This window comes from Nonomuraea sp. NPDC049152, from assembly GCF_040648355.1.
Taxonomy (GTDB): Bacteria; Actinomycetota; Actinomycetes; order Streptosporangiales; family Streptosporangiaceae; genus Nonomuraea.
Genome location: NZ_JBEZDO010000054.1, coordinates 1 through 19,299 on the forward strand (window position 1 = coordinate 1; position 19,299 = coordinate 19,299).

The following is a 19,299-nucleotide window of genomic DNA, read 5'->3' on the forward strand; positions in this document are numbered from 1 at the left end:
AGATGGGGAAACGAGCAAGCACCATGCCGGTTATCACCAGAACCGATCAGCGCCCGGTACGCCCGGCCGTTGTGAAGGAACGGTCGCTGCGGGAGGAGAGGCACTGTGAACTGCCCCGATACGACGCTCCTGCAAGAAGCGACGCAGACCAGGTGATCGGAGAGCATCATCACGACCCCAAGCGACGACTTGCCACTCCTCAGACGGCGTGATCGGCGGCCCAAAGGAAGAAGTTCAGTAGTTCCGGCCGCCCCTACCACCAGCAAGACCACAAGCCCGACGGGGCAGCAGTACCGAAACCTGGGCAGTCATCTCCGGATCGGTGACTTCGTGACCGCGGCCTCCACCGGTCGCGAGCACCCTGAACGAAAGCCGGTTAGTCGCATCCACCAACAGATAGGAGCCCGACATGCCTGCCAACGGCAACCCCGACGAAAACCCTAAGGAACGCGTCGACCGCGAGCTGTCCGAACTCCTCCAGGGCCTGCGAGTCATGGTGACCGGGGTGCAAGTACTGTTCGCCTTCCTGTTCGCGATGCCGTTCCAGACCGGCTTCGCCAAGGTGGACACCTCGGGCCATTGGCTGTTCTTCATCGCGCTCACCAGCTCCGCCGCCGCCTCCGTCTGCTTCATCACCCCCGCGGTCCAGCATCGACTGCTGTTCCGCACCGGTCTGAAAGAGAAGATGCTGCACCGCGCCAACGAGCTGGGCGTTGCCGGCGCCATATCGCTGGCGATCGCGATGACCACCGCGGTAGCCCTGGTGGCCGAGGTCGTTCTCGGCAACTGGCTCGCCATCCTGTTCGGCGCGGCGGTGGCGCTCGCGACCAGCTGGCTCTGGATCCTCCAGCCGATCGTCGACCTGCACCGCCTGCACGACCAAGAGGACCGCTAGACGAGGTCCTTGACTGTCGCGGTCCAATCTAGGAGAACACCATGGCGACCGATCAGGCCACCACGGACGCCGCGCACACCTCCTCTTGGTGCTGGTCGGACATGCCACGCCGTCGCCCTCGCCATATTGAATTCCGCATCGCCCCCGACGGTGACACCGCCAGGGACACCGGTCAGTCTCCGGCCGGGGCTCGGGCTTGTGCCGGCATGGCGGCGCGGCGGCGTTGGATGCGATCGTGGTCGGGCCAGTGCACGTCGGTAGCCCAGCCCAGCCGCTCGAACAGGCGGATCAAACCAGCCGAAGGGTCGATCTGGCCGCGGTCCAGGCCGTGGCGGGCGCAGGTGGGTTCGCTGTGGTGGCCGTTGTGCCAGCTCTCCCCGAATGACAGCAGGGCCAGCGGCCACAGGTTGGTCGACCGGTCGTGGCGGCGGGTCTTGAACGGCCTGCTGCCGACCAGGTGGCACAGGGAGTTGACGCTCCAGGTGACGTGCTGCAATAGCGCGACGCGGACCAGTCCAGCCCACAGGAAAGCGGTCAGCCCGCCGTACAGGCTGCCGCTGATCGCCCAGCCGGCCAGGAACGGCAGCGCCAGGGAGACCGCGCACAGCGCGGGGAAGGCGCGCGCCACCCGCACCATCGCCGGGTCGGCCAGCAGATCAGGAGCGTAGCGTTCGGCCGAGGTCTGATCGCTGGTGAACATCCAGCCCAGATGGGCGTGGGCAAGCCCCCGAAGCTGCCCTCGCACGCTGGTGCCGTACCGGTAGGGAGAGTGTGGATCGCCAGGTCGGTCGGTGAAGGCGTGATGGCGGCGATGGACCGCCACCCAGTCGATCAGGTTGCCCTGGAAACTCATCGACCCGGCCACCCCCAGCACCACCCGCAACCATGGCCGAGCGGTGAAGGACCCGTGGGTGAGCAGCCGGTGGAAGCCGACCGTCACCCCGAGCCCGGTCACCACGTAGAACGCCCCTGCCATGAGCAGATCCGTAGGCGCGATTCCCCGCCCCCATGCCAGGAAGATCGCGGCGCCCAGCGCGATGAACGGCAGCACCACGATCGCCCCGGTCAGCCCTGCTTGCGCCCTGCCGGCCGGGGCATGTTCGTCCGCGTCGGGGAACGCCGAGGCGCCGTCGTAGTCGTGCCGGTGTTTCACCGTTCGTTCGGAAATAGTCATGAGTCTCTTCTCGTCTCGCTCACACGGTCCGCCCGTGTATGTAGCACCATCGCCAGGTCGACCCGGGTTCCAGCGCGGCGACCACCGGGTGGTCGGTTTCCTGGTAGTGCGCCTGAGCGTGGCCGCCCGGCGAACCGTCGGAACAGGCCACCCATCCGCAGGTCAGGCACACCAGTAGCCGCTTCCAGGCCCAGCCGAGAGCCAAACACTCCTTACATTCGGGTCGTCCGCGCTCCACTGCAGGGAGCAGGTCAAGGTGGTCACAGCGCGGCGCCTGACCGTTCAGACCGGCGCGCGCGATACCACTCATACCTTCAGCGTCCAGGGTCATCACGACCCCCTCACGACGACAGCGACGCCAGATGCGTCGACTGGCCACCTACCAGTCAAGGTGATCGGCGCGGCATCGGAAACGGCCAATCCCAGCAAGCCCCATCACCAGCAGCGATAGCGCGTCTGAATGTGTGCGGGACCCTGTCGAGTGACAGCGTTTAGCGGTCAGTTTGAGCAGCGCTCAGGGGCTGGCTGGGCACAGAATATCGATGAGAAGTGACAGCCGCTGCAGTGTCAGGCCGTGGAGCCACGCTCTGCTGATCAGCGGTGATGATGAGCCTTGCCGGGAATGCCGGTATCCGTATCCCGGTGGGTGGCATTGACTGGAAGCGCCCGGTCACCCGCCTTCCTTGGGCGGGCGTGCCGAGATATGTCCGGGGTCACGTGACTGCTGGGTCGCCTTTAGCACGTGTCTCCGGATCCAGAGGACGTCATGGCGACCGTTCAGGCCAGCATCGACAGCGGCGCCCGACCGGTCGATGTGTGCCCGGTTCGCTCCCCGGCGTCAGGACACTGGCCAGACAGGCTGTGCCCCGGCTTCTTGAAGGTGTGGTCGTTCCTCTAGCGGTGTTCTATGCCGGTTTGACCCTCTTCGGGCTGAACGGCGCGCTGGCCGCGGTGCTCGCATGGGTGTACGGCAGCGTGGCCGGGCGGCTACTTTTGCGCCGCCCGGTCTCCGGGACCATGATCCTCGCCGTGATCGCGATTACCGCCCGGTCCGCGCTGGCGCTGTGGAGCGGCAGCGCGGTCATCTACTTCCTGCAGCCCGAGCTGGGCACCATCTGCATGAGCCTGGCGTTCCTGGCCTCGGTGCGGCTGCGCCGCCCCCTGGTGGGCAAGCTGATCCTCGACTACGTCCGCCTGCCCGTGGTCATCGTGAAGCACGAGCGGGTCCGGCGGTGTTTCGTCCGGCTGACCGTGTTGTGGGCGTAGGTCCTGCCGGTCAATGCCACCTTGAGTATCTGGCTGCTGCTGAACCAGTCGATCGAGGTCTACTTGCTGATGCGTCCCCTTGCGGTGGCGTGCATCAGCGGCCTGGCCTTCCTCGGCTCGATCTGCGCCTTCCTGCGAGTCCTGCGCCATCTTGATAGCGAAGTCGTGCAGCCGACCTGAAATCATGCACTCATCTGTGGGCGGTCTGCCTGGTGCGGACCTGCCCGCCGGAGTGCCCGTCGAATGAACGGACGCGGGGTGATCAGGCGAGCGATGCCGGCCGCCGGAAGCCCAACACCTGCCGGAGCCGGCGCAGCGGAGCAACGGCCAGAGCGGGCAGCGGTGCGTTCTGCAGCCGAAGCTGGGGCGCCCCGTGCCAGCTGGTGATCTCCAGCAGGCGGCGCAGCTGCGGCGACGCGGACCGCAGCATCAGCACATGGCCGTCTTCCAGTCGGGCGGCGGTGGTGACCAGGGCGCGCAAGCAGCCGACGTCAATGAAAGTCAAAGCGGCCAGATCGAGGTAGATGTCGCCGTCGCCGGTGATCGCGGCCAGCGCCCAGGTCAGGGCGGGCAGCGTGGCTACGTCGAGTTCTCCCTCGATCCGCAGTCCGGGCGGATCGAGGATCTGGGCGATGCGCAGGTGCTGGTAGTTGATCGTGAAGGGTTCGACAGCGCGATCGTGAGGGGTGCTGGGGTTGACGGTGGCGTTCATGCCGATTCCTCCCGGGGCGTGCCGGACAGGGTGGTCGCGAGGTCCAGGTGGCATGAAGACGTTCTTGATCGTGTCAACCTGATCGTTGCGGTGTTCTTATCATCCATCATTCCCGCCAGCGCGGAAGTCGCTGATTTGGCTTTGGCTTATCACCGCTGGTAATGACTAAAGGTGCCCGGTAGGGGCAGCAGGAACGATTCCGGTTGAAGCGCGCCCGCGCCGGTGACGGCGGCAGGCATCTCGGATCTTTTCTCGGTGCCGCGATGCTAGCCGTTCTTTCTCTCGCGGTTCCGCGGCAGGTGCTGGCACGTCAACACGGCGTTTCAGCCACCTGTGCCCGGGTAGCGTCTGGGGCACCTGGGATGCAGGAGCCGCGGATGTCCAGGATCACACTCACAACCGCCGCCCGCGAAGCACTGCGCGCCGACGAAGTGGTCTTCTTCGACTGGCATGCCACCGGCCTATGCTGTGCGGACGCAGGAGAGTTCTCGATCCGACCACTGCGACGGTCCAATCTGCCCCGGCGGGCGCGCCTGCTGGAGACGGACCTGGTTTACGCCCATCCCATCGCCTGGGTGCACCTCGCCGAACTGCCGGTCACGGTCGACTGCCGCCCGCTGTGGCGCTGGCGGCGTTTCACCACCGATCTGCCACCGGACGCAGGGCTGCGCTGCTGCCTGGGCCGACCCGTATGGGGAGGTAACCGGTGAAAACCCGCTCCATCATCATCTGGACGTTGGTCGCCGCCGTCGGCGCCATGGGATGGGGAGTGCTCGCCCTGTCCAGGGGCGAGAACGTCAACGCGGTCTGGCTGCTGGCCGCGGCGCTCGGCTCCTACGCCATCGCCTACCGCTTCTACGCCCGGTTCATCCTGTACAAGGTGCTGGGCGCGGACCCTCGCCGGGCCACCCCTGCCGAGCGGCTCAACAACGCCATCGACTACCACCCGACGGACCGCCGGATCCTGTTCGGCCACCACTTCGCCGCCATCGCCGGAGCCGGGCCGCTGGTGGGACCGGTGCTGGCGGCCCAGATGGGCTACCTGCCAGGCACCATCTGGATCGTCGCCGGCGTGATCTTCGCTGGGGCCGTGCAGGACATGGTGATCCTGTTCTTCTCCATGCGGCGCAACGGCAAAAGCCTGGGGCAGATGGCGCGCGAGGAGATCGGCCCGGTGGGCGGTGCGGCGGCGCTCGTCGCCGTCTTCGCCATCATGATCATCTTGCTGGCGGTGCTGGCACTGGTCGTGGTGGGCGCTCTGGCCAAATCCCCTTGGGGCGTCTTCTCCATCGCGATGACCATCCCGATCGCCCTGTTCATGGGGTTCTACCTGCGCACGATCCGGCCTGGCCGAGTCGTGGAGACCACCGTGATCGGCGTCGGGCTGCTGGTCCTGGCGATCGTGGCGGGCGGCTGGGTCCAGGGGTCGAGCTGGGCGCCCGTCTTCACGCTGAGCCCGTCGGCACTGGCGCTGTGGCTGATCGCCTACGGCTTCGTCGCCGCGGTGCTGCCCGTGTGGATGCTGCTCGCACCCCGTGACTACCTGTCCACGTTCATGAAGATCGGCACCATCGTGCTGCTCGCCGTCGGCGTGGCCATCACCCTGCCCCCGCTGAAGAACACCGCGTTCACCGAGTTCGCCTTCAACGGCAAGGGGCCGGTCTTCGCGGGGTCGCTGTTCCCGTTCGTGTTCATCATCATCGCCTGCGGCGCCCTGTCGGGCTTCCACTCTCTGATCGCCTCCGGCACCACACCCAAGATGATCCAGAAGGAGACCCAGGTCCGGATGATCGGCTACGGCGCCATGCTCATGGAGTCGTTCGTCGCCGTCATGGCCATCACCGCGGCCTCCCTGCTGAGCCCCGGGCTGTATTTCGCGATGAACTCCCCTGCGGGCGTTGTCGGCGCCACCGTCGAATCCGCCGCGCAGGCGGTCAGCAACATGGGCTTCGTCATCACGCCCGAGCAGTTGCAGGCCGAGGCGCAAGCCGTACAGGAAGAGACACTGATCGCGCGGACCGGGGGCGCGCCCACGCTGGCCGTCGGCATCGCGCAGATCTTCTCCGGCTTCCTCGGAGGAGCCGCGTTGAAGGCGTTCTGGTACCACTTCGCGATCATGTTCGAGGCGCTCTTCATCCTCACCACGGTGGACGCCGGGACCAGGGTGGGCCGCTTCATGCTCCAGGACACGCTGGGCAACCTGTGGAAGCCCATCGGCCGGGTGAGCTGGTGGCCCGGACTGACGGCGGTCAGCGCGGTGGTCGTGGGCGCCTGGGGATACTTCCTCTACCAAGGCGTCAACGACCCGCTCGGCGGCATCAACCAGCTCTTCCCGCTCTTCGGCATCGCCAACCAGCTGCTCGCCGCCGTGGCGCTGACCGTCGCCACCACACTGTTGATCAAGAGCGGGCGGCTCAAATGGGCGTGGGTGACCGCGATACCACTCGCCTGGGACGTCGCGGTCACCCTGACCGCGAGTTACCAGAAGGTCTTCTCCAGCGATCCGACGCTCGGCTTCTTCGCACAGCGCAACCGCTTCCAGGAGGCGCTGGACCAGGGACAGGTACTGGCTCCGGCCAAGACCGTCGGCGCGATGCGGCAGATCGTGGTCAACTCCACCGTCGACGGGATCCTCGCAGCGCTGTTCGCCATCCTGATCATCATTGTGCTCCTGGACGCCATCCGGGTGTGGGTGAAGGCGATCAGAACCAAGGAACCGCTGCCGAACACCGAGGCGCCGTTCGAGGAGTCCAAGCTCCTCGCGCCGGCCGGGCTCATCGCCACCCGCGAGGAACGCCGGCAGACGGCCACGGCGGAAGGCGGATAGCCGCTCACTCTCCGAGGATGTCGCCGCATCAGAGCCCTACCTTCCACACGATCCCGTTCAGGCGCCGCTCGTCAGTTCTGGGCAGCGCCGTTCCTCCCATCGAAGCGATATCAGGCATCGCCTCAGCCAGGAGGGAGAAGCCAAGTTGGCTGTAGACTTCCAGCTGGTCGCAGTAGTCACGGACAGTGATGATCTTGCCGTTCGCGATGGAGGCCGCACCGGCCGGCACGGATCGCGACGTGCCGTCCGGCTCCCTCCACAACGCGACCATCGGGCAAAGGAAGGGCCCGCATGCGTGCCGGTGATCGTGAACTCGGTCACGGCGGGGTCGTCACAGGTGACCTTGTGCCATGGTGTGATGCTCAAATCAGGGTGCATCCACGCCCGACCACAACGCATGTGCGTGTGCGTATAGAAGCGCAAGGCTTTCGAGGCCCCGACCCGGCGAGGAGCAAACAGGGCCACCTCCACCCAGGGGGTCCAAAGGCCAGAGCCATCGTGGCTACGTTTTGACGCGGTACAAGGTCGCACGCGCGCACGCCTGCGCTGTTCGCGCACGACGGAGCGCGCCCTCGCCGGGACGATGCGAGCCGCGTGAGTGGCTTCGTCGGTGAGGGCGCGCTGCGGTTGGGCGCTGGTGATATCGCGGACGAGGAGGTCGGTCAGCTACCAGTTGATGCGCTGGCTTGGCCCCCCGGTGCAGGGGACTGATATGACGGGTGTTCCGTTGGCGTAGCTGCTCACATCCACACACGCTCCGCTTGAGCTGACAGTTTCGCGGCTGAAATAGCGAAATTCGGACGCGAAGTTGCACGAGATGAGGAAAAGGTGACCGTCGTCTCCGAGACACTTTCCACTGGCAACATTGCGGATGGCGCCGCCAAGGTCCCACCGGAACCGCTGGCTCGGCTGGCCGGCGCAATCCCACAGGATGACCGGCGTGTAGTCTGCATAGGAGGATACGTCCCAGCACTTATCTCCGGCCACATGGCGGAAGTTCCAACTGAACTGCTGGCTGGGCTGCCCCAGGCAGTCCGCGAGAATCAATTGCGTTCCTGCGGCGTAGCTACGCACATCGAGACAGCGGGCGCCGGTGGTGCTGCGGAGCACGCCATCCCACCACTCCCAGCGTTGGCTGGCCCGGCCGTGGCAATCCCACAAGACGACTGGCGTGCCTGCGGCGTAGCTACTGACGTCGAGGCACCGGTTGCCGGCGATCGACCTGATCGTGCCGTCGGTCACGCGACGAAATTGCTGGCTGTCCCGGCCGTGACAGTCCCACAAGATAATGGGCGTCCCGTTGGCGTAGGAGCTCACATCCAGGCATCGGCCACTGGCCACGCTGTAGATCGCTTTGGGCGAGATTACCGCCGCCTGAGCAGAAGAGATGGGCCCTGTCACCGAGAGAAGAGCAGCAACAGCCACTACAACTCGCAGAAGACTGCTTTTCCACCTCATCGCTCCCCCTTTCGTGGTAGACGTAAGTGTTGTTGGGAATATAGGTGGTAGACGTATCCGGTGCCCTTCAGCCTCCGAGTGGCACCCGGACGCAAGGGACTCCGGTATAGCGGGAAGCCGGCATAGATATTTGGCTGGAGGGAGATGAGCCATTAGGGTCCACTCAAAGGCCGCGATGTGGCCCGCCGATTGGGATTGAGTCGCCGGCGCTACGCCGTTGGGGGTGCCCGGGAAGCCGATCCAGCGCCAATCGGTTCCACTGAGGTGCTGAAAGACGTCGTCCGCGACCGGGCGGGTAGTCAAGATGTTGAATTCGTTGCCGAACAGCGCGGCGAATGGATTGCCGGCTTGCCGTCACGATCCGGGGGCACCGCACGAGCGCGCCATCTGCAGCCGAGCGGACGCACTATGGTCTTCCACTAGCCGGGGCGGCCGGGGATGCGGTGGCGACTCCCCGCGCAGCAGGACCGCCGAGCGCCCCGGGAACGCGCATGCGTTATCACCCTCCGCTTCCCTGCGACAGCCTGTTTCATACGCCCACTTCCCTTCTCGATGGCCCGAGATGCGCCGCGACGACACCGGACGTGCTCAGCGCCAGGGCTGCTTCGAGTGCGGACAGTCGGTGGGTCCGGATCATGGGTGGCCTCCAGGGTGGGGATGCGGGCGGGAGATGACGCGCCCGCTCGCTCACCAGGTTGGCGCCCTGGGCGAGCGCGAGGAATACGAAGAACTTCGTAGAGCCGTACGCGTTAAGGAAAAGCGTTATGCAGTAAAGAAGCTGTCCGAATCCAACATATGGTGATTGTCGTTGTAGCTCCTCACCCTTCGCTCATAAATGCGGCAAACGATCATGCACACTGCGGATATGACAGCTCTATCCGGGCGTGACGCCAGGCTCATTCACGACCTGGCGAAGGCGATTCTCACCGAGCCCGAGCCGGTGCGCGTTTGGCCGCTGCTCATGGAACGGCTGACCACCGACCTGCCGGTGGACCTAGCCGTCCTCATCGACTTGGACTGGCAGGCCGGAACCGGCCATGCCCTGACCGGCAAACCCGACTGGCTGCATCAGGCACCGCTGGACGCGCTGATCGACGCCCACATGCGGGCTCACCCTCTGCTGCGCCACTACGCGCACACGGCGGATCGGACCCCGCTGACGCTCGACCAGATCGCCAATGACCGCTGGTGGAAGAGCGAGGCCTATCACGCCGGCAAGGCGGCCATCGGCATCGACCGCCAGCTGGCGCTGCCACTGAGCTCCCGCCCCGGGCAGATCCGGGGTGTCATCATGAGTCGCAGCGGTCACGGTTTCACCGATCGCGACCTGGAGTACGCCGATCTGGCCCGTTCCTTGCTCGACACGGTCTCCGCCCACGAAAAGGCGATGTTCGGCCTTGCCGCGCTCGGTGATCCCACCGAATACGGGATCACCTCGCGAGAAATGACCGTCCTGGCGCTTTTAGACGAAGGGCTGACCGCTCGCGCCATCGCCAGCAGGCTCCGAATCGCGGAGAAGACCGTCATCAAGCACAAAGAGAACCTCTACCGAAAGCTCCGCGTGCACGATCGCGTGACCACTCTCAACAAGGCCCGCGCTCTCGGTCTGCTCCCCGCGAAACCACCCTCCCTTTGAACCTCAGCAGTTCCACCGTCCAGCTTCCGCCCAGCCTCCACAGCGCGACACACCACTCTTAGCCTTCGGAGCCTTCCAACTCGGCTTCTCCCTGGCAGGGGCCGAGCCGATGAATGAGGAGGTGGCCCTCGTCCTCGCCTTCGCCGCGATAGGACTGGGGTTCGGCGCGCCACCGGCGGGCTTCCTCATCGCCTTGGCATTCGGGCACAAGACCGGGATGTGGGCCTACGGCGCGATCTGCGTCCTGATCACAGCTTTGGTCATCGCCGTGGCGCCCAAGGATCGCATCAGTCCAGTGCTTCGGGAGGACCCGCTAGTCTGCACGGCACCGCCAGACAAAGCCGCGAGTGTGCCGGGCTGCTAACCGATGGGTAGGCGTCGTGGCACAGGTCAAAATGATCAAGCGCTGTGAGCGGGAATTGCCTAGGCCCTAAGGCGCGGTCTCATGATGCGGGGTCCGTGGGGATGCTTTGCGGTCATCTTGGTGCCGATTGCCGTGCTGTTCGTCTTGATCATGATCCCTGTCCGGCGGGACAACGCACGGCTCGACGCCTTGTACAGCCGGGTACTCGACTACCCGCTTCCACCGAACACGCGCGACTACCTCTGGGACGACGGTGACGCGACCATCCAGAAGAACATGTCCGGCGGGAGCGGCGACTACTGCGACTACCGGGTCAGGCTCACCCTTCTTACCTCGCTCGCGGAAGCCGAGATCCGCCGCTACTACAGCAAGGCCACGATCGCGGGAGCCGAGCACCCAGCCCACATCACCCTGTGGTTCGCGGAACCGGACGAGTGGTATGGGCGCCGATACATCCTTGAGGTCTACGACTCCCACGACAGCGATTGGGACTGGCGCTGCGCCCTATGACACCGGATAGGCGTCTTCCAGCTCGTGACGGTCAGCCGGAAGAAGAACCTCCACCACGACGATGGCCCTGAGGATCGCCCGGATCTCTGCATCCTTGGCTTCAGCAGACCTGCCGAGCAGAACGAGCCGGCCGCACTGCCGGGCAAAGATCAGTTAGAACAGACGGAAAGCCACGACGATCAAGCATGCCCAACGCGGACCAACAGTCCCTCGGACCTGTGCTATCCGAGGGACGTTTCCCAGGTCAGAGCAGGTGACACGGATCTCGGCACCCACGAGTCAATGGTCGGGGTGAGCATCCGACGTTACGGAGGAGAGCAACTCTCGCGTGTCAGACCGTCGCCGACGCCCTTCCCCAACCCTTAATTCGATCGCAATCCGTAGAGCATGCCGTTTAGATACATGAGAGCAATACCCTCGCCGTTCACTGTAATGCGGCTACGAGAACCGTGCCGGGCCATCACCATTATCTTCTATTTTGAAATAGGCCCTCCCTCCAGCCGCGACGACCGGATTGAGGTCCCGCACATTAGTACCCAATTGCCGCCATGCAATTCTCCACCTATTCACATCTATCGCGGTCACCGGCGGACCTGCCCAGCGCGATCCTGGACAAAGCTGATCCGACTGGCGCGGATCTAAGCAATACGGACCCGTCTCGCGCATATCTGGGCCGCGCACATGCCCACGCTCTTTCCGAGCTGGCAGGACGGTGTCCAGCACCTGGCGCAACTGGGTGGCATGTTCACCGAACTGGCGGTGCTGGTCAGTCGGACTTGCGCACACGGGCGACGGCGAAGGAGGTGAGTACGGCGAGGGCGGAACCGAACCACAGAACCCCCGCAATGGCCACGTTGTCGGCGACGAGGCCCCCGAACAGCGCACCCAGCGCGATGGCCAGGTTGAACACCGAGGTGTTCAGCGCGGTGGCGGCCTCGGCCGACCGCGGCGCCGCCTGGAGAATCCAGGTCTGCACGCTGACCGGCACGCCGCCGAAGGCCAGCCCCCACAGGATGAGCAGGCACACCCCGCCGATCCCGCCGTCTCCGACGACCGGGAAAAGTGCCAGGATCGCGGCGAGCATGACGCTGATGGTGATGACGGTCCCGCGCAGGTTACGGGACGCCACGCTGCCGACGATGAAGTTGCCGACGATCCCGGCCACGCCGAAAGCCAGCAGGAGCGGCCCGACCAGGCCATTGTCGATCCTCGCGATGGTCTGCAGGATCGGGCTGACGAACGTGAAAGCGGCGAAGTGGCCGCTGACCAGGAGGAACGTGGAGATGATGCCAACCCTGACGGCACGGTTGCGCAGCTGCTCGGCGAGCGTGCGCAGCCGTACGGGCTGAGTGGCCGGCATGGACGGCAGCAGGACGAACAGCGCGATGACCACCAGCAGGCCGAGCCCGCCGACGGCCGCGAATGCGACGCGCCAGTCGGTCAGCCCGCCGATCAGCGTTCCCGCCGGTACGCCGAGCACGTTGGCGGCCGTAGCCCCGCCGAAGGTGAGCGCGGTGGCCTGGGGGATGTATGTGGTCGGCACCAGGCGTACGGCGATGCCGGCCGCGAGCGCCCAGAAGCCACCGATGCTGATCCCCACGAGAAACCGAGCCGCGAGCAGCACGGCGAACGTCGGGGCCAGCGCGGACATCACATTGGCCAGCACCATCAAAACGATCAAGCCGAGCAGGACGATCCGCCGGTTCATGCGCCCGATCGCCACCGGGAGGATCGGGGCGGTGGCCGAGGCGACCAGGCCCGGCACGGTCACCATCAGCCCCGCCGTACCTTCCGAGACCTCCAGCGACCCGCCGACCGAGGTGAGCAGACCGACGGGGAGCTGTTCGACGGTGACGACGGAGAAGGTGCCGACGGCCACGGCCACGACGCCGAGCCATCTCCTGAGTGGCACGCGATCGGGGATGGGCGGTGCAGGCCGTGCGGAATCGAGGGTGGTCATGAGGGTGCTCCTCTCCGTCGCGGTGCGCGACGGGTTGCGGGGGACGGGTACGGCGAGCGGCCCGTGGGCCGGTTCAGCGCGTGACGCCGTTGGCGCGGATGGTCTGGCCGGTCACCCATGCGGCCTCGTCGCTGATCAACCAGGCGACAAGGGACGTGGTGTCTCTCGGCAGGTTCCGCAGCCTGTTGGCCCGGTCGTCGATCGGTCCAGGGGTCACCGCGTTGACGGTGATGCCCCGGCCGCCGAGTTCCATGGCGGCGGCCAGAACCAGGTGTTCGACGGCGGCCTTGGAGCCTGAGTACAGGCCGTACTGTCCGGTCATGAATGCGGCGGGTGTGGCGGACATCACCACGTAGCGCCCGCCGTCCGCGAGGTGAAAGGCGGCGGCGCGCAGAGTGTGGAAGGCGCTGCGGGTGTTGTGGTCGATGATGTGGTCGAAGTCGTCGTCGGTCAGGTCGCCCAGCGGCTTGCCGATGACCGCACCGGGAGTGTGCACGACGACGTCCAGCCTGCCGTGCCGTGCCACCACGCCCTTGAACAGCGTGTTCACATCCGCGGAGACAGTGGCGTCGGACCGGCTCGCCTCGGCCGTCACCTCGTACTTCTCCAGGGCGGTAAGCGTCCGTTGGGCGGCCTCGTCGTCGTGTGCGTAGCTGATCACCGTGGTGGCTCCGCGCGAGGCGATGTTCTCGGCGAACATCGCCCCCTGGTTACGGCTGCCGCCGACGACCAGCGCGACTTTGCCGCTCAGATCACGCAACATGGGGATCCTCTCAACGGGGTTCAGCGGGCGCTCCACATCCTGCATCGACCCACCTCAGCTGCGGAAACAAAGAATTTCGGGGCCTGTCACAGCCGCTGCTTGTGTCGAGAGCTCCGGCCGGACGCATTAGCGTGAGCACGGTGATTGACGTGGAGATCCGCCATTTGGAGTCGTTCATCGCGGTTGCGCAGGAGCTGAACATCACGCGCGCCGCCGCCCGGCTCCACCTGACGCAGCAGGCCGTCTCGACCCATATCCAGCAGTTGGAGCGTTCCCTCCAGGTGACACTCCTGGTCCGCACGTCCAGGGGCGTTCTGCTGACTCCTGCGGGCGACGAGCTCGCAGCCGGCGGCAAAACGGTCGTCTCGGACCTGTCGGAGCTGGCCGAGCGGGTACGGCACACCGCCCAGCAGCAGGCCGGCACCCTACGCCTGGCCTGCTGCCCCTACTCCACCTCTCTGTTCTCCGTCGAAGTCGCCGACGCGATGGAGGCGGCGGTTCCCGGGCTGTCGGTCGAGCTGACCAGCGTGCGCTCACAGCGGGAGGAGCTGCAACTGCTCAACGCCGGCACCGCCGACGCGGCGTTCATGTGGCTGCCGGTCAGCGAGGTCGGACTGCATCACGCCGTGATCCGCACCGACTCGCGATCCGTGGCCCTGCCCGCAGGACACCGGCTGGCCGGGTACGACGCGGTGTCGCTCGCCGACCTGGCCGACGAGCCCGTCATCTGCCCCGACGTCTTCGTCTCCCCCGAAGCCGAGCGGCACTGGATCATCGACCCTCGCCCCGACGGCACCCCCGCCCTCCGCGGCCCTTCGATCGACCAGATCGAGGACTGCCTGCTCATGGTCGCCCGCGGGCGCGGCATCTGGCTGGCGCCCGAACCGCTGAGCCGATGGGCGCCGGCCACCAACGTCCAATGGCTGCCCGTGACCGACGCCGAGCCCTGCGAACTGGCCGTCGTGTGGGTCCCGCGAGCGCCGGAATCCCTGGTCGCCCGCTTGATCGCCGAAGTGGGGAAGATCATCGCCTGACCGCGCATCCGCTGGATGATCCACGCCGACATCGCCGGCTGTCCAGCACCGTCGACGTGGCCCACGGCGCCATCGTCGATCGATCGGCAGGGCTCAGCGGACTCGGTCGTAGACCATGGCCATCTCCCCCAACTCGCCGGTCTCCTGATGTGCGAGCGTCCACTTCGTAGCCGGCAGGCCGTCGTCGAACAGTCGCTGCCCACCCCCGGCGATCTCGGGGAAGATCATGAGATACAGCCGGTCGAGCAGGTCTGCCGACAGGAGCGCCTTGATGACGCCGGCGCTGCTGTTGACGAGGATGTCGCCCTCACCGGTGGCCTTGAGCTCGGCGACGACGTCGGCGGCGGGGGCGTTCACCACGCGAGTGCGGTCCCACGGCGCTTGGGTCAAGGTGGTCGAGAAGACCACCTTTTCCGTGTCGACCAGCCACTTCGCGTATCCGCGATCACGCGGATCGGCGTTCTCGTCTTCGGCGACCGACGGCCAGTACCCCATGAATCCCTCGGCATTGAGCCGGCCGAGCAGCGCCGTCGTCGCGCCCTCCCAGATGCGGGTCATGTGGTCTCGCGCGACTTCGGTGGTCACATATGGGGCGAACGGCCCGAAGTCGCTGGGCCCGCCGGGACCGTTGTAACGCCCGTCGAGGGTGAGGGCCAGATTCGCGGTCACCCTGCGGCCGGTCAGGTTGGTCATTTCGTGCTCCTTGTATCGCTGTCGTGCTCGGTGCTGTCGGTGTCGTGCGGGTCCACGGCCAGGGTCGCCGCGAGCTTGTCGAGGCTCTGGCCGAAGCCGATCTCGATGCCTGCGATGAAGTCCGCGGACTCGATAGTGCTGTCGGTGATCCGCCAGTGGACGTCGAGGTCTGTGCCGGTGTCGGTGGGCCGGAGGCCGAGGTCGAGGTGGGCGGTGAAGGCGGGACTGCCGTCGGGAAGCAGCGGGGAGAGCCGGTAGGCGAGGCGCTCACCGGGGCGTACGTCCTCGACGACTCCCTCCGCGCGCCCGGCGACCAGGTCGGAGCCGTCGGCGTCCTCGGCATCGCGGTACTCCTGGACGATCCGCCCACCCGGTCGCGCCTCGAAGACGAGCTCGGAGACGCGCAGGTCGTCGGGCGTCCACCAGCGGGCGAGCAGGGAGGGCTCGGTCAGGTGGCGCCAGACCAGCTCGGGGCGCCCCGTCAGCGACCGGCGGAACGTGAACGAGCGGCCGTCGGCCCACCCCGACTCCTCCGCGGCGAGCCGCTCTGTGTGGAGGCTGAGCCCGTAGCGGTCGTAGGTCTCGCGCGGGCCGCCGACCTGGTCCGCGGTGTCGGCGAGTCGAGTGAGCACAGCCGCCAGCTCCCGCAGGGGAGCGGTCCGGAGCGCGTAGATGCGGCGCTGGCCGGTGCGCTGGGAGGTGACGACGCCGGCGCGTTCAAGGGCTTGCAGGTGCTTGGTCGTCTGCGGCTGGCGCGCCTCGGCGAGCTGGGCGAGGACCCCGACCGGCCGGGGCCGCTCGGCCAACAGGCTCACGAGCCGCCAGCGGGCCGGGTCGGCCAGTGCGGTGAGGAGTGCGTCCATGGAGAGAAGTATTCACCATGAAGAATATTCGCGTCAATGAATATCTAGCAGGCCGGTTTCGGGGGAGCGGCCGGCGCAACGCCGCCGAGCGGAGATGTCAGATGATCTCGAGGTTGGCCATCATGCCCATGTCCTCGTGCTCGGCGTTGTGACAGTGGAAGAGGTAACGGCCGCGGTAACCGTCGAAACGGGTGATGATCTCCACCGACTCGCCCGGCCGCAAGGAGACGGTGTCCTTGAGACCCGCATCGTGCGGCAGCGGCGGCCGGCCGCTGCGCGAGAGCACCCGGAAGCCAACCAGGTGCAGGTGGACGGGATGATGGACGTCGGCGACCAGCCGCCACACCTCGACATCGCCCAGACCGACGGTGACATCGGAGCGGGCGGGGTCGAACGGCAGCCCGCCGATCAGCCACCCGTGACCACCGCGCATCCGCCCGGCACGGAAGGAGAAATCGCGCACCCTGACGGCGTCCGACCTGCGCCAGGCCGGCAGATCGTCCGAGAGCGTGCGCGGGATGCGGCTGCCGTCGGTGGCGTTGCGCGCGACCCGGAAGGCCATCACGTCGCGGGTACGGCCAGAGCCGAGCCGGTTGACGACTCTGACGCGGCTGCCGATCGCGACACCGGAGAAGTCGATGATCACGTCGTAGCGTTCGGCCGGCGCGATCGGCAGGACGCGGTGGGTGACCGGCGCCGCGAGCAGTCCCTGGTCGGCGCCGATCTGGACGAGATCGAGCCGGCGTCCGTCGTCGGTGACCGCTTCGAGTTCGTAGTGCCTGGCGTTGGAGGCGTTCAGGATGCGCAGCCGGTAGCGGGCCGCGTCGGCCTCGTGCACGGGCCAGGGGGCGCCGTTGACCAAGATCACATCGCCGAGGACACCGGCGAGATACGGGTCGGTCACGCCCGGCCGCTCCCGCAGGGTGGGATCGAGGGCAGGGTAGGCGAGGCTGCCATCGGCGGCGAACGCCCGGTCGGCGATCATCAGGGGCAGTTCGCGCCGCCCCGCGGGCAGGCCGAGTGCGTCCTCGGCGTCGTCGCGGACGATCTGCAGCCCGGCCAGGCCGCGCCAGATCGCGGGGGCGGTGAAGTCCATCCGATGGTCGTGGTACCACAGCAGCGTCGGCCGTTGGTCCAGCGGGAAGGTGTAGTCCCGCTTCAGCTTGGTCACCACCGCAAGCGGATCGTGCATGCCATGCATGCCGGGTCCGGAGCCGTGCCCCATGTGCATGGCGGCCTCCTGCCAGCCCTCGGGCAGGACGAGGTCGGTCGGGTACCCGTCGGAAGCCGCCGGGGTCCGTCCACCGTGCAGGTGCACGACGGTCGGCACGGGCAGCTCATTGCGGTGCGTCACGGTGACCGGACGGCTGCGGCGCGACTCGATCGTCGGCCCTGGGAAGGTGCCTTCATAGGTCCATAGCGGCGTCCTGACACCGGGCAGGATCTCCACGCTCGCTTCGCGCTGAGAGATCGCGTAACGGTCGACGCCGCCCGAGGTGCTGACCGGCGCCAGCACGGAGGGAATCGGCAGCGGCACCTGGAAAGGCGGCGGTAGCGGTACGGCACTGCGCAACTCGGCACCGGTGATCGACGGCCTGCGCGCCAGCGCCGCCGAGGCCGACAGCCCGGTGGCCGCCATCAGCCCGAGCGCCCCGCCGATGCCCAGCACCTGCCGCCTGGTCATGCCACGCTCACGCATCGCGGGCCTCCCGCGGTCGCCGCAGCAAGGGTTGGCGCCAGACGGCGATGAACAGCACGACGAGCGCGACGACGGTCATCACACCCAACGGGATGTGCAACCACAGCGCGCCGTCCAACCCGGCGAAGTACTGCACGGTCTCGGCCGCCACCACCGCCATCGTGGCAAGGAACGGCCAGACCTGACGCAGCCGAATCCACACCACGATCGCCACGATCACCTGCAGGTAGCCGATGGAGGTGACCACGTCGGCGCCGACCGCGTGCCAGCGCAGACTGTCGAAGTCACCGGTCAGATACGCCCCGGCGAACACCGGCTGGCCGACGATCGCCACCACGTGCGCGCTGACGACGGCCCGTAGTGTCCACCCCGTGGGTGTCGTCCGATGCGCAGCATCGGATCCCAGGCGGTTGGCCACGGTGAGCATGAGGGATCCTCCTCACTCTGTCCCATTCGCAAACGCCTCGACACTATGGCTTGTGAGTTATCTTGCCTAAGATCAATATTGCTATGCTGTTATGTGTTGAGAGGCATGATGGACCTGAACACGCTCAGGCAGTTCCTGGTGGTGGCGCGGCTGGAACACCTCAGCCGCGCGGCCGACGAGCTGCGCATCGCCCAGCCTTCGCTGAGCCGTACCATCGCCCGCTTGGAGAGCGAGCTGGGCACACCGCTGTTCGATCGGAGCGGCCGACTCCGGCTGAACGACACGGGCAAGCTCTTCCGTGGTTACGTCGAACGCTCCCTCGGTGAGCTCGACGCGGGACGGCGAGCCGTCGCCGAGTCCACCAGCGAGGGTGTGGGCACCGTGAGACTGGCGTCGGAAACCTTCCTCACCCTCACCGGACCGCTGGCGGCCTACAAGCGAGCGCATCCCGCCATCGAGATCGAACTCCACTGGACGCCGGCCGAGGACATGGCCCGCCGCCTGCGGGCCCAAGACGTCGACCTGTGTGTCGCCTCACAGCCGATCCACACCGAGGGCTTGGAGGCGATGCAGCTGCTCGATGAGGCGGTGGGGGTGGCCACGCCCCTGGATCATCCGCTGGCGGGCCGTACCTCAGTGAGCATCGACGAACTCGCCGATCAGCCCTTCATCACCGCACGCCAGGGGCACTGGCAACGCCGACTCCTCGATCGGCTCTTCGCCGCCAGAGGCCTGACACCGAGGATCGTCTGTGAGAGTGATGAGCACAGCGCCATAGCCGACCTCATCAGCGCGGGACTCGGCATCGGTCTCATCCCCGCCATCGCCCGGCGGGCCACCACCCGTGCCCCCCTCGCCTGGATCGCCGTCGACAGCCCCGACTGCCGTCGCGCGCTCACCCTGTTCTGGGGCGCCGACAGCCACCTGTCAACCGCCGCCCGCCTGATGCGCACCACGATCACCAGCTGGAACTGGATCACCGGCGAACCGCAGGAGACGATCGGATGATCGTCAGCCT

Annotated in this window: 21 protein-coding genes; 10 read left to right on the plus strand and 11 right to left on the minus strand. The window is 66.8% G+C overall.

Annotation, left to right across the window (positions count from 1 at the left end):
* Nucleotides 1-409: 409 nt before the first annotated feature.
* Nucleotides 410-895 carry a DUF6328 family protein gene (locus AB0B45_RS49080; protein WP_358145559.1) on the plus strand — a complete coding sequence of 162 codons (486 nt, stop codon included), beginning with the start codon at nucleotides 410-412 and terminating at the stop codon, nucleotides 893-895.
* A gap of 172 nt (nucleotides 896-1,067) precedes the next feature.
* Here the strand turns inward: AB0B45_RS49080 and AB0B45_RS49085 are convergent, their stop codons facing one another.
* Both AB0B45_RS49085 and AB0B45_RS49090 read right to left on the minus strand, forming a co-directional pair.
* Nucleotides 1,068-2,069, minus strand: a complete 1,002-nt coding sequence (locus tag AB0B45_RS49085) for a fatty acid desaturase (protein ID WP_358145561.1) — start codon at nucleotides 2,067-2,069, stop codon at nucleotides 1,068-1,070.
* 19 nt (nucleotides 2,070-2,088) lie between these two features.
* On the minus strand, nucleotides 2,089-2,400 hold the full coding sequence (locus AB0B45_RS49090) for a UBP-type zinc finger domain-containing protein (RefSeq protein WP_358145563.1): 312 nt from the start codon (nucleotides 2,398-2,400) through the stop codon (nucleotides 2,089-2,091).
* 584 nt (nucleotides 2,401-2,984) lie between these two features.
* Here AB0B45_RS49090 and AB0B45_RS49095 point away from each other — a divergent pair.
* Complete coding sequence (locus AB0B45_RS49095; protein WP_358145565.1) at nucleotides 2,985-3,335, plus strand: hypothetical protein; 351 nt, start codon at nucleotides 2,985-2,987, stop codon at nucleotides 3,333-3,335.
* 21 nt (nucleotides 3,336-3,356) lie between these two features.
* A complete protein-coding gene (locus AB0B45_RS49100) occupies nucleotides 3,357-3,515 on the plus strand; it encodes a hypothetical protein (RefSeq protein ID WP_358145567.1) in 159 nt (52 codons plus the stop codon).
* 82 nt (nucleotides 3,516-3,597) lie between these two features.
* Here the strand turns inward: AB0B45_RS49100 and AB0B45_RS49105 are convergent, their stop codons facing one another.
* The gene (locus AB0B45_RS49105) at nucleotides 3,598-4,047 is read right to left on the minus strand and encodes an STAS domain-containing protein (RefSeq protein ID WP_358145569.1); all 450 of its coding nucleotides are present in this window, start codon (nucleotides 4,045-4,047) and stop codon (nucleotides 3,598-3,600) included.
* 377 nt (nucleotides 4,048-4,424) lie between these two features.
* Between AB0B45_RS49105 and AB0B45_RS49110 the strand changes: the two genes are divergently transcribed.
* Nucleotides 4,425-4,757, plus strand: coding sequence for a hypothetical protein (locus AB0B45_RS49110; RefSeq protein ID WP_358145571.1), 333 nt, complete (start codon nucleotides 4,425-4,427; stop codon nucleotides 4,755-4,757).
* 47 nt (nucleotides 4,758-4,804) lie between these two features.
* Nucleotides 4,805-6,874: a carbon starvation CstA family protein gene (locus AB0B45_RS49115; RefSeq protein ID WP_358145626.1), complete on the plus strand. Its 2,070-nt coding sequence runs from the start codon at nucleotides 4,805-4,807 to the stop codon at nucleotides 6,872-6,874.
* 28 nt (nucleotides 6,875-6,902) lie between these two features.
* On the opposite strand, the gene AB0B45_RS49120 is transcribed toward AB0B45_RS49115, so the two are convergent.
* Together AB0B45_RS49120 and AB0B45_RS49125 are read right to left on the minus strand one after the other, a co-directional pair.
* The gene (locus tag AB0B45_RS49120) at nucleotides 6,903-7,145 is read right to left on the minus strand and encodes a hypothetical protein (RefSeq protein WP_358145573.1); all 243 of its coding nucleotides are present in this window, start codon (nucleotides 7,143-7,145) and stop codon (nucleotides 6,903-6,905) included.
* 395 nt (nucleotides 7,146-7,540) lie between these two features.
* Nucleotides 7,541-8,485, minus strand: coding sequence for a ricin-type beta-trefoil lectin domain protein (locus AB0B45_RS49125; protein WP_358145628.1), 945 nt, complete (start codon nucleotides 8,483-8,485; stop codon nucleotides 7,541-7,543).
* Nucleotides 8,486-9,167: 682 nt separating this feature from the next.
* Between AB0B45_RS49125 and AB0B45_RS49130 the strand changes: the two genes are divergently transcribed.
* From AB0B45_RS49130 to AB0B45_RS49140, 3 genes are all read left to right on the plus strand, one after another.
* Nucleotides 9,168-9,968: a LuxR C-terminal-related transcriptional regulator gene (locus AB0B45_RS49130; RefSeq protein ID WP_358145575.1), complete on the plus strand. Its 801-nt coding sequence runs from the start codon at nucleotides 9,168-9,170 to the stop codon at nucleotides 9,966-9,968.
* 109 nt (nucleotides 9,969-10,077) lie between these two features.
* The gene (locus AB0B45_RS49135; RefSeq protein ID WP_358145577.1) at nucleotides 10,078-10,332 is read left to right on the plus strand and encodes a hypothetical protein; all 255 of its coding nucleotides are present in this window, start codon (nucleotides 10,078-10,080) and stop codon (nucleotides 10,330-10,332) included.
* A 120-nt stretch (nucleotides 10,333-10,452) separates the two neighbouring features.
* On the plus strand, nucleotides 10,453-10,842 hold the full coding sequence (locus AB0B45_RS49140) for a hypothetical protein (protein WP_358145579.1): 390 nt from the start codon (nucleotides 10,453-10,455) through the stop codon (nucleotides 10,840-10,842).
* Nucleotides 10,843-11,608: 766 nt separating this feature from the next.
* Here AB0B45_RS49140 and AB0B45_RS49145 read toward each other — a convergent pair.
* Together AB0B45_RS49145 and AB0B45_RS49150 are read right to left on the minus strand one after the other, a co-directional pair.
* Entirely contained in the window at nucleotides 11,609-12,802 is a 1,194-nt protein-coding gene (locus tag AB0B45_RS49145; RefSeq protein ID WP_358145581.1) for an MFS transporter, read from the minus strand.
* A 73-nt stretch (nucleotides 12,803-12,875) separates the two neighbouring features.
* Nucleotides 12,876-13,565 carry an SDR family oxidoreductase gene (locus AB0B45_RS49150; protein WP_358145583.1) on the minus strand — a complete coding sequence of 230 codons (690 nt, stop codon included), beginning with the start codon at nucleotides 13,563-13,565 and terminating at the stop codon, nucleotides 12,876-12,878.
* Nucleotides 13,566-13,705: 140 nt separating this feature from the next.
* On the opposite strand from AB0B45_RS49150, the gene AB0B45_RS49155 reads away from it, so the two are divergent.
* Entirely contained in the window at nucleotides 13,706-14,599 is an 894-nt protein-coding gene (locus AB0B45_RS49155) for a LysR family transcriptional regulator (protein ID WP_358145585.1), read from the plus strand.
* A gap of 93 nt (nucleotides 14,600-14,692) precedes the next feature.
* On the opposite strand, the gene AB0B45_RS49160 is transcribed toward AB0B45_RS49155, so the two are convergent.
* The 4 genes from AB0B45_RS49160 to AB0B45_RS49175 all read right to left on the minus strand — a co-directional run bounded on the left by AB0B45_RS49160 (nucleotide 14,693) and on the right by AB0B45_RS49175 (nucleotide 18,281).
* Nucleotides 14,693-15,292, minus strand: a complete 600-nt coding sequence (locus AB0B45_RS49160; RefSeq protein WP_358145587.1) for a dihydrofolate reductase family protein — start codon at nucleotides 15,290-15,292, stop codon at nucleotides 14,693-14,695.
* Nucleotides 15,289-16,155, minus strand: a complete 867-nt coding sequence (locus tag AB0B45_RS49165; protein WP_358145589.1) for a metalloregulator ArsR/SmtB family transcription factor — start codon at nucleotides 16,153-16,155, stop codon at nucleotides 15,289-15,291. The genes AB0B45_RS49160 and AB0B45_RS49165 overlap by 4 nt, the downstream gene beginning before the upstream one ends.
* A 97-nt stretch (nucleotides 16,156-16,252) precedes the next feature.
* A complete protein-coding gene (locus tag AB0B45_RS49170; protein ID WP_358145591.1) occupies nucleotides 16,253-17,854 on the minus strand; it encodes a multicopper oxidase domain-containing protein in 1,602 nt (533 codons plus the stop codon).
* The gene (locus AB0B45_RS49175) at nucleotides 17,847-18,281 is read right to left on the minus strand and encodes a hypothetical protein (RefSeq protein WP_358145593.1); all 435 of its coding nucleotides are present in this window, start codon (nucleotides 18,279-18,281) and stop codon (nucleotides 17,847-17,849) included. The genes AB0B45_RS49170 and AB0B45_RS49175 overlap by 8 nt, the downstream gene beginning before the upstream one ends.
* 105 nt (nucleotides 18,282-18,386) lie before the next feature.
* Here AB0B45_RS49175 and AB0B45_RS49180 point away from each other — a divergent pair, with 105 nt between their 5' ends.
* Nucleotides 18,387-19,289 carry a LysR substrate-binding domain-containing protein gene (locus AB0B45_RS49180; RefSeq protein WP_358145595.1) on the plus strand — a complete coding sequence of 301 codons (903 nt, stop codon included), beginning with the start codon at nucleotides 18,387-18,389 and terminating at the stop codon, nucleotides 19,287-19,289.
* The last annotated feature ends 10 nt before the right edge of the window (nucleotides 19,290-19,299 follow it).

Coding starts and splice junctions, on each gene's coding strand:
- AB0B45_RS49105 (WP_358145569.1), bottom strand. CDS start 4,047: ATGAACGCCACCGTCAACCCCAGCACCCCTCACGATCGCGCTGTCGAA.
- AB0B45_RS49150 (WP_358145583.1), bottom strand. CDS start 13,565: ATGTTGCGTGATCTGAGCGGCAAAGTCGCGCTGGTCGTCGGCGGCAGC.
- AB0B45_RS49085 (WP_358145561.1), bottom strand. CDS start 2,069: ATGACTATTTCCGAACGAACGGTGAAACACCGGCACGACTACGACGGC.
- AB0B45_RS49170 (WP_358145591.1), bottom strand. CDS start 17,854: ATGCGTGAGCGTGGCATGACCAGGCGGCAGGTGCTGGGCATCGGCGGG.
- AB0B45_RS49165 (WP_358145589.1), bottom strand. CDS start 16,155: ATGGACGCACTCCTCACCGCACTGGCCGACCCGGCCCGCTGGCGGCTC.
- AB0B45_RS49115 (WP_358145626.1), top strand. CDS start 4,805: ATGGGATGGGGAGTGCTCGCCCTGTCCAGGGGCGAGAACGTCAACGCG.
- AB0B45_RS49090 (WP_358145563.1), bottom strand. CDS start 2,400: ATGACCCTGGACGCTGAAGGTATGAGTGGTATCGCGCGCGCCGGTCTG.
- AB0B45_RS49175 (WP_358145593.1), bottom strand. CDS start 18,281: ATGCTCACCGTGGCCAACCGCCTGGGATCCGATGCTGCGCATCGGACG.
- AB0B45_RS49125 (WP_358145628.1), bottom strand. CDS start 8,485: ATGGCTCATCTCCCTCCAGCCAAATATCTATGCCGGCTTCCCGCTATA.
- AB0B45_RS49160 (WP_358145587.1), bottom strand. CDS start 15,292: ATGACCAACCTGACCGGCCGCAGGGTGACCGCGAATCTGGCCCTCACC.
- AB0B45_RS49080 (WP_358145559.1), top strand. CDS start 410: ATGCCTGCCAACGGCAACCCCGACGAAAACCCTAAGGAACGCGTCGAC.
- AB0B45_RS49120 (WP_358145573.1), bottom strand. CDS start 7,145: ATGGTCGCGTTGTGGAGGGAGCCGGACGGCACGTCGCGATCCGTGCCG.
- AB0B45_RS49135 (WP_358145577.1), top strand. CDS start 10,078: ATGAATGAGGAGGTGGCCCTCGTCCTCGCCTTCGCCGCGATAGGACTG.
- AB0B45_RS49130 (WP_358145575.1), top strand. CDS start 9,168: ATGCGGCAAACGATCATGCACACTGCGGATATGACAGCTCTATCCGGG.
- AB0B45_RS49145 (WP_358145581.1), bottom strand. CDS start 12,802: ATGACCACCCTCGATTCCGCACGGCCTGCACCGCCCATCCCCGATCGC.
- AB0B45_RS49110 (WP_358145571.1), top strand. CDS start 4,425: ATGTCCAGGATCACACTCACAACCGCCGCCCGCGAAGCACTGCGCGCC.
- AB0B45_RS49180 (WP_358145595.1), top strand. CDS start 18,387: ATGATGGACCTGAACACGCTCAGGCAGTTCCTGGTGGTGGCGCGGCTG.